Origin of the sequence: Caballeronia sp., from assembly GCF_049581465.1 — a bacterium.
In the GTDB taxonomy this organism is placed as follows: Bacteria; Pseudomonadota; Gammaproteobacteria; order Burkholderiales; family Burkholderiaceae; genus Caballeronia.
In genome coordinates, this window is record NZ_JBAUSA010000268.1 from 1 (window position 1) to 5129 (window position 5129).

Genomic DNA, 5129 nt, shown 5'->3' on the forward strand with positions numbered 1-5129 from the left:
GTGCCCAGCCAGCGCGAGAACATGATCGCCTGGTTGGCGGCGCGTTGCGATCCACCCGCGTACGGCCAGCTCATCGTCTACACCTTTCCAAAGGAGAAGCTGGTCTATGGGCCGTTCCAGATCGAAGCGCGCATCCAGCAGAATACCGAGATCTCACAACAGATCTCGCTGTGGAACCAGATGGGCTCGCGCGTCATCCGCGGCCATCTTGTGGTCGTGCCGGTCGAGAATTCGATCCTCTATGTCTCCCCGCTCTACTTGCGCGCGGCGTCTGGTCAGTTGCCCGAATTAAAACGGGTGATCGCCGCCTATGGAGACCGTGTGGTGATGGAGGAGACGTTGGGCGAAGCCTTGGCAGCGCTCTTCAAGGAGACCACCCCGGTGGCACTGCCCCGCGGCACGTCGGACGCGCGCGCCCGCGAGGCACTGGCGCATTATGACCGCGCGATAGAACGCCTGAAGGCGGGAGACTGGAGCGGTTTCGGCGCAGAACTCGATGCCCTCCGGCCGTTGCTAGAAGCGCTCGGCGCCGGCCGCCCCGAGGACCAGCGGTGATCCAACACCAAAGTCTCGCGAAGCATGCCAACCGCTCTCTTGCCACACCGCGCCGGCCAGTATCTACACGACGTAGGAAATCAAAGCGTCGGCGGGTTCGATGAATCATCCGCCTTCAGGAAATCGACAAAGGCGCGCAACGGTGCAGGCAAATGGCGACGCCCCGGATAGTAAAGAAACGGCCCTGAAAAGCGCTGCCACCACGGCTCCAGGATCGGCTCCAACGCTCCGCTATCGAGATGCGGGCGCAGCATTCCCTCGAAAAGGTGGATGACACCCACCCCTGCTACCGCAGTACTTATCGCAAGGTCGACTGCCGCGCCCGGCCTGACCAGGAGCGGGCCCGGCGGATCCAGCCGCACCACCTCGCCATCGCGCTCGAAATCCCAGGTGGGTTTCGCGCCTCCGGCAAATTGAGCGCGCAAGCACGCATGCGAGAGCAGGTCGCGCGGATGCTCGGGTCTCCCGTGCGTGTCGAGATAGCCCGGAGCCGCAGCGGTGGCGAAACGCTGCACACGTGGCCCGATCGGAATGGCAATCATGTCCTGTTCAAGCCGCTCGTCGTAGCGAATGCCTGCATCGCAGCCGATCGAAAGCACATCGACAAATCCATCCTCAACCACGACTTCCACGCGGATGTCGGGATAGGCCGCAAGGAATGGCGCGATGACGCCTGGCAATACGATGCGCGCGGCGCTCGAGGGCACGTTGAGTTTGAGTGTGCCTGTCGGCTTGTCCCTGAACACGTTCAGGACATCCAGCGCCGCTTCCATCTCGCTGAACAAGGGAGTCAGCCTTTCGATGAGACGCAGCCCCGCTTCGGTCGGGGCCACGCTGCGCGTGGTCCGGTTCAGCAAGCGCAGACCGAGCTGCGCCTCAAGGCGACGCACGGCGATGCTAAGGCTCGAGGCGGAGACGCCACTGATTCGGGCTGCGTCGCGAAAGCCGCCGGCGCGAGCGACTGAAACGAACGCGGCAAGATCATTTAATTCCATGGCCATTGTTTAAAATTTTGCACAACCCGTGCAATTTAGATCGGATTATCTAACAACGCAAACACCTCCATACTGACCCTTAACCATTCGTCGAGGAGAACCGCTATGTCCAACTTCAACCCTGTAAGCACATTTTCGCTGGGCCGCCGCCCGGTGCACCGCCTGGGCTACGGCGCCATGCAACTGGCTGGACCCGGCGTATTCGGGCCGCCGAAGGATCGTGACGTCGCTATCGCCCTACTGCGCGAAGCGGTGGCGTCGGGCGTCAATCACATCGATACGAGCGACTTCTACGGGCCGCACGTCACCAACCAACTCATTCGCGAAGCGCTCCATCCTTACCCGGATGAGCTTGTGATCGTGACCAAGGTGGGCGCCATCCGGGGTGACGATGGCTCGTGGATAGCGGCACTCGAACCGGAAGATCTCAAGCGCGGCGTCCACGACAACCTTCGCAATCTCGGCCTCGACGCGCTCGATGTCGTCAACGTGCGAATCATGGGCAACATCCACAGCCCCGCAGAAGGATCGATTGAAAAGCAGGTCACTGCCCTCGCCGAGCTTCAGCGCCAGGGTCTCGTTCGCCACATTGGTCTCTCCAACGTGACCCCGGCCCAGGTGGCCGAGGCGCAGGGCATCGTCGAGATCGTCTGCGTGCAGAACCACTACAACGTGGTCCAGCGGGAGGATGATGCGCTGATCGACGACCTGGCGGCCAAGGGCATTGCCTACGTGCCGTTCTTCCCGCTTGGCGGGTTCACGCCGATTCAATCGTCAGCGCTGTCCAAGGTCGCCGAAACGATCGGCGCAACGCCGATGCAGGTGGCGCTTGCCTGGCTTCTTCATCGCTCGCCTAACATTTTGCTGATCCCGGGCACTTCGTCGCTCGAGCATCTGCGTGAAAACATGCAGGTGGCACAATTGAGCTTGCAGGACGCGGTGCGCGCTGAACTGGACGCGATTGGCCGAGTCAGTGAGGAAGCCAACGGGGAACATTGATCGTTTCTCCCATAGGCTCATCGCAACGCACGGTTGACGCTGAGGAACAAATGAATTGCGACCGAGCATGATAATGGCAGGCCGAACGTCGTCCACAATGGGAAACGTTCACCGATCACGTCAGGAAAGCTATGAAACAACCGCTCAGAATCGATTTTGTCTCCGATATCGCGTGCCCATGGTGTGCTGTCGGCCTGTCCTCGCTCGAACTTGCGCTCTCGCGCGTTGGCGACGCCGTCGACACCAAGCTGGTCGTGCATCCGTTCGAACTGAACCCCGAGATGGGCAAGGACGGCGAGAAGATCGTCGACTATGTCGTAAAGAAATACGGACGCACCCCGGCGCAGGTCGCCGAGGCACAAGTCATGATTCGCGAGCGTGGCGCGAGCGTTGGCTTTACCTTCGGTCCGCGTACGCGCATCTATAACACCTTCGATGCGCACCGCCTGGTGCATTGGGCCAACCTCAACGGCAAACAGTTGGCGCTCAAGCGGGCACTCCTGCAGGCCTATCATGGCGATGGCAAAGCCCCGAGCGACCACGACGTCCTGGTTGAAGCTGCGCAGTCTGTAGGGCTTGACGCCGCAGAGGCGCGCAAGGTACTGCAAAGTGACGACTACGCCGACGCGGTTCGTGCGGAAGAACAGGAATACCAGGCGATGGGCATCCATGCGGTGCCGGCAGTCATCATCAATAACCGGTATCTGGTGAGCGGCGCACAGCCCGTAGAAGCCTTCGAGGAAGCGATCCAACAGGCTCTGGCCGAAGGGTAGTCTCGCTTTCGCGCCGCAACGGCGCTTCGTCTTCGGCCACTGCCGAAGACGAAGCCGAAGCCACCGGCGCAGCGTCATGCCTGACATGCGACAGCTTCATCATGCGCGGCTGGAGCAGGAGCGCGACGAGCCCGCTCCAGCCGGTTTGATGCGAAGCACCGACGCCCCGTCCGTTGTCGCCGTGAAAGTACTCATGGAACAGGATGAGATCCTGCGAACGCGGGTCGGCTTGCAGAAGCGGATAGGCGGCCATGACGGGCCGCACGCCACGTGCATCCTTGAGAAAGAGCGTGGTGACACGCCGCGCGAGGTCATCGGCAATCTCGCTTAGCGAAAAGCTGCTGCCCGATCCTGTCGGATATTCGACGCGAAACTCGTCGCCGTAGTAGCCATAGAACTCATACAGCGATTCGATCAGCAGATAGTTGACCGGCATCCAGACCGGCCCGCGCCAGTTTGAATTGCCACCAAACACGTGCGAGTCCGATTCCCCAGGCAAGTACTTGATGCAGAAGTTCGCGCCGTGATGGTCGTAGAGATACGGTGCATCGCTATGCACACGCGACAGCGCCCGCACACCGTGCTCGGAGAGAAACTCGTTTTCATCGAGCGCGCGCCGCAAGAGCGCTTTCATCCGATGTCCGCGCAACAATGACAGCAGCGTGGTGTTACCTTTGCCGGGCTCGGTCCAGCGCGACACCAGCCTTGCCAGATTCGGCCGATGATCCAGAAACCACGCCAGCCTTTCGCGCAATCCCGGCAGATGCCCGTACACCCGATCCTCTAGCACGCGAACGGCGAAGAGCGGAATCAGTCCGACGATCGAACGAATGCGCATTGGCACACGGGTACCGTCCGGAAGGTGTAATGCGTCGTAGAAGAATTCGTCGGGTTCGTCCCACAAGCCTGTCTCGCAGAATTCGCTGCAACTGACCGCCTCCGCGATATACAGGAAATGTTCGAAGAACTTCACCGCGATTTCCACGTACGCGCTGTTCGTCATCGCCAGTTCGAGGCCGATCTGCATCAGGTCGAGCGCGTAGGAGGCCATCCATGCCGTACCATCGGCCTGATCGATGCGCCCGCCCGTCGGTAGTGGCGAGGACCGGTCGAAGATGCCCACGTTGTCGAGCCCGAGAAAGCCACCCTGAAAGATGTTGCGGTCATCCGCGTCCTTGCGGTTGACCCACCACGAGAAATTGAGCAGCAGCTTGTGGAACATGACTTCGAGAAACTCGCGGTCGCCCACGCCCGTCACCTCGCGGTCGAGTTCGTACACACGCCATGTTGCCCACGCGTGAACCGGCGGATTTGCGTCGCCAAACGCCCACTCGTAGGCCGGCAATTGCCCGTTCGGATGCATGTAGCGCTCCTTCACGAGCAGCAGCAATTGCTTCTTCGCGAAGTCGGGATCGATCACGGCGAACGCGGCCGCATGAAATGCGAGGTCCCACGACGCATACCACGGGTACTCCCACTTGTCGGGCATCGACACAATATCGCCATTGCACATGTGCCGCCAATCCGCGTTGCGGCCGCGCTTGCGTACTCCCGGTGGCGTCGGTTGGCCGGGGTCACCGTCGTGCCAGCGCGTTACGTCGAACTGGTAGTACTGCTTACTCCATAGCATGCCGGCGAGTGCCTGACGCTGTACGAGCCGCGCATCGGCGTCGGGGATGTCGTGCTGAAGCGCCGAATAGAATTCGTCGGCTTCTGCTTGCCGGCGCGCGAAAAGTTCGTTCATGTCGAGCGGCACGGCATCCGGAGCCGGTTCGGGACGCCAGCGCAGATACAGCACCGAGCGCTC

Annotated in this window: 5 protein-coding genes; 3 read left to right on the forward strand and 2 right to left on the reverse strand. The window is 61.2% G+C overall.

Annotation, left to right across the window (positions count from 1 at the left end; genetic code table 11):
* Positions 1-555 (forward strand): UPF0182 family protein (locus tag WCA53_RS06625; protein ID WP_423907150.1); only part of this gene is annotated, 555 nt, incomplete at its 5' end.
* An 80-nt stretch (positions 556-635) separates the two neighbouring features.
* On the opposite strand, the gene WCA53_RS06630 is transcribed toward WCA53_RS06625, so the two are convergent.
* Positions 636-1550 (reverse strand): LysR family transcriptional regulator, encoded by a 915-nt coding sequence (locus WCA53_RS06630; protein WP_423907153.1) that lies wholly within the window; start codon positions 1548-1550, stop codon positions 636-638.
* Between the two features lie 105 nt (positions 1551-1655).
* Between WCA53_RS06630 and WCA53_RS06635 the strand changes: the two genes are divergently transcribed.
* Both WCA53_RS06635 and WCA53_RS06640 read left to right on the forward strand, forming a co-directional pair.
* Positions 1656-2549 carry an aldo/keto reductase family oxidoreductase gene (locus WCA53_RS06635; RefSeq protein WP_423907155.1) on the forward strand — a complete coding sequence of 298 codons (894 nt, stop codon included), beginning with the start codon at positions 1656-1658 and terminating at the stop codon, positions 2547-2549.
* Between the two features lie 131 nt (positions 2550-2680).
* Complete coding sequence (locus tag WCA53_RS06640) at positions 2681-3322, forward strand: DsbA family oxidoreductase (protein WP_423907157.1); 642 nt, start codon at positions 2681-2683, stop codon at positions 3320-3322.
* On the opposite strand, the gene WCA53_RS06645 is transcribed toward WCA53_RS06640, so the two are convergent.
* Positions 3240-5129, reverse strand: a 1890-nt coding sequence (locus WCA53_RS06645) for an MGH1-like glycoside hydrolase domain-containing protein (protein ID WP_423907159.1), incomplete at its 5' end; no start/stop codon positions are given. The genes WCA53_RS06640 and WCA53_RS06645 overlap by 83 nt on opposite strands.

Excerpts from the sequence above, each read along its gene's own strand:
- WCA53_RS06630 (WP_423907153.1), bottom strand. The coding sequence starts at position 1,550 with ATGGAATTAAATGATCTTGCCGCGTTCGTTTCAGTCGCTCGCGCCGGC.
- WCA53_RS06635 (WP_423907155.1), top strand. The coding sequence starts at position 1,656 with ATGTCCAACTTCAACCCTGTAAGCACATTTTCGCTGGGCCGCCGCCCG.
- WCA53_RS06640 (WP_423907157.1), top strand. The coding sequence starts at position 2,681 with ATGAAACAACCGCTCAGAATCGATTTTGTCTCCGATATCGCGTGCCCA.